Source organism: Wolbachia endosymbiont of Drosophila bocki (assembly GCF_028982005.1).
Taxonomy (GTDB): Bacteria; Pseudomonadota; Alphaproteobacteria; order Rickettsiales; family Anaplasmataceae; genus Wolbachia; species Wolbachia pipientis.
In genome coordinates, this window is the sequence record NZ_JAPQLG010000213.1 from 9,568 (window position 1) to 11,956 (window position 2,389).

The window sequence follows — 2,389 nt, forward strand, 5'->3', positions numbered from 1 at the left end:
TTTGAGATAGCTTCATGAATTTATTGTACGTTACCTACTATCCGAAGAGCGATGCAACAAAGCCCACTGGAATCCAGCCTTTTTTTAATCATTAAAACGTTGTATTTTAACATAAAACGGCTACTTTTATGCTTACCAACTTAATAAAATTCCTGGATCCCAGTGTCTGGGCACTGGGATGACATCCTTTCTAGTGAAGATTGCTCTCAAATCGCAATGTTCGTACAGTTGTGTGTCTGGGCACTGGATGCGTTTGAAGCAACTTATAAGATTTTTGATTATATATCATCAAGTATAGCGTGATTAACTTCGACTTTATACTTTGATTCCAGATAGCTAATTAATTGCTCTTTTAGCGATATCATCACACGTTTTCCGGTGTCAAGCATGTTTAATTTGCCATTTGATGAATGCATTTCTTTTAGAACACCTATTATAATTTCATTATTGTATTGAATAGGATCTGTCACTGAACCAGTTGTTTTCATATTGAAAATCTCTTCTACAAAAGAAAAGGGGTAGTTTTGTTGATCCACTTTATTGCGGTGCATCTGCTGACCTTTAACTAATTCCACACCTTGAATTTCTTCCAAATCTGTTTTTTCTCTTAGTTGAACTGCAACCTCTTGCCCGAGTTTAAACATTCTTTCTTTTATAAACTCACTACGCCAAGGCTCTACCGCTAATGCCTTGCCTTCTTCAAAACTTTGCAATTTGGGTGGAACGATATCGACGATTTTTACACTAACAACAGCGTCCCCAACGCCCTTAAAATAACCTTTCTGATCCTTTTCTCGCGAAAAAATGAAAGAAATCAAATCACCAGAATCTCCTACGTTATTACCGCTTTGATCTTTTCCACTCGCATCTACTGGACCAATAGTTTGTATAGGTAAATTATATTCACTCGATATTTCTTCAATTTCTGAACCATTGTATATCTTATAGTTCACTTGGTTTATGAAATCATTGACTCTTTCAAAAGACTTTTGGTTAGTTAGAACTGACTTTATGTCTTTTTTTAAATCAACTAAGTCTTCATCAGAGGTTTGATGCGCACTTTCCACTTTTACTATGTGCCAACCAAAACTGCTTGCTAAAACATCACTTACTTCACCTACTTTAAGAGCAAATACCTTCTCTCTCACGTCTTCTGGTAAAAAATCCTTAGTTATATTATTTACTCTAGTTTCCTCAAGTTTTGCTTTGCCAAACTCTTCTACTATCTGTTCAAAGCTTGTTTTACCCTCCTCAAATGCTCTTCTTGCTGTCTCAGCTTCTTCTTTGGTAGAAAATATTGCATTGAATATATCTCTTTGATTTTTAAGTTCTTGTTGTTCTATTATACCATCAACTTCTTCATCTGAGATCTTGATTTGATCTTCAAAATACTTTTGGCCTAGGGAAATATATTGCGCAGTTCGATACTCAGGACAATAAAAATGGGATTTATTTCTTTCGTACAAATCAAGTAAGGCTTGATCATCTGGTTCAGGAATGTTTGTAACTGCATCTTCAGTTATTTTAACAATATCAACTACTCTAGTTTGGTAGCGACTTTTGTATATCTGCCCATCAATTTTCTCGCCAAAAGTTACTGGATAATTATCTTTAAATAATGAAGTCATGAACATCATTGCAGGCAGGACTTTCTCTAGCTTTGCTATATACTCTTTCTCTGTCATATGCAGGTCATTTAGCGTTTCATAGAATTTATTTTTGTCAAATTCACCTTTATCATTTTGAAAGTATTTGGTGTTTTTAATATGGTTTTTTATAGATTCTTCTCCAACTGTCAACCCCAGCTCACTAGTTAGGTTAAACAATAGTTTTTGCTCTATAAGTGCGTTAAGCAAATCATATTTCAGCTTTTTTACTTGTTCTCTACTCGCATCAGATCCAGAAATTTGCTTTTCATAATTTTGATATAGTGATTTATACTCATCTGACGTTATAACTTCTTTTCCAACCCTAGCTACCTCTTCTTTTTCATCATCACCTGATAAAAGGTTGCCAATTCCCATGAAGATTAACAAGCAAGCTAAAAGGACAACGGTTACTTTAGTGAAAAAATTTTTAACATTCATTTTAAACCCAGTTAATTAATGATTAATTATAGAATAGTGATAATTTAATGCTTGTAAACCTGTTGCTTTATTAGCTAATATATATAATATTACAATATATTAACTTAAAATTTAACTCTCTAATCTTAAATAGGAACATATGTTTAACTGAGTTATACTATACCTTAGAACCTGTTTAAAATCTTCGTAATAGGAGGGAAATGAAGGAAAGGACAATCATTTGCAAGCTGGTGTTGAGTTTACGTTCGCAATTTTTCCACAATCTTCTACATTTTTCTAACCAAGCAAAAGATCGCTCAACA

General features: G+C 33.6%; 1 protein-coding gene and 1 pseudogene. Both read right to left on the reverse strand.

Going from position 1 to position 2,389, the window contains the following annotated elements; translation table 11 throughout:
• Window positions 1-278: 278 nt before the first annotated feature.
• Window positions 279-2,087 (reverse strand): peptidylprolyl isomerase, encoded by a 1,809-nt coding sequence (locus tag OZD61_RS05470; RefSeq protein WP_274980126.1) that lies wholly within the window; start codon window positions 2,085-2,087, stop codon window positions 279-281.
• A 175-nt stretch (window positions 2,088-2,262) separates the two neighbouring features.
• Window positions 2,263-2,389, reverse strand: a pseudogene (locus OZD61_RS05475) (IS5/IS1182 family transposase); the annotation flags it as partial.

Excerpts from the sequence above, each read along its gene's own strand:
- OZD61_RS05470 (WP_274980126.1), bottom strand. The coding sequence starts at position 2,087 with ATGAATGTTAAAAATTTTTTCACTAAAGTAACCGTTGTCCTTTTAGCT.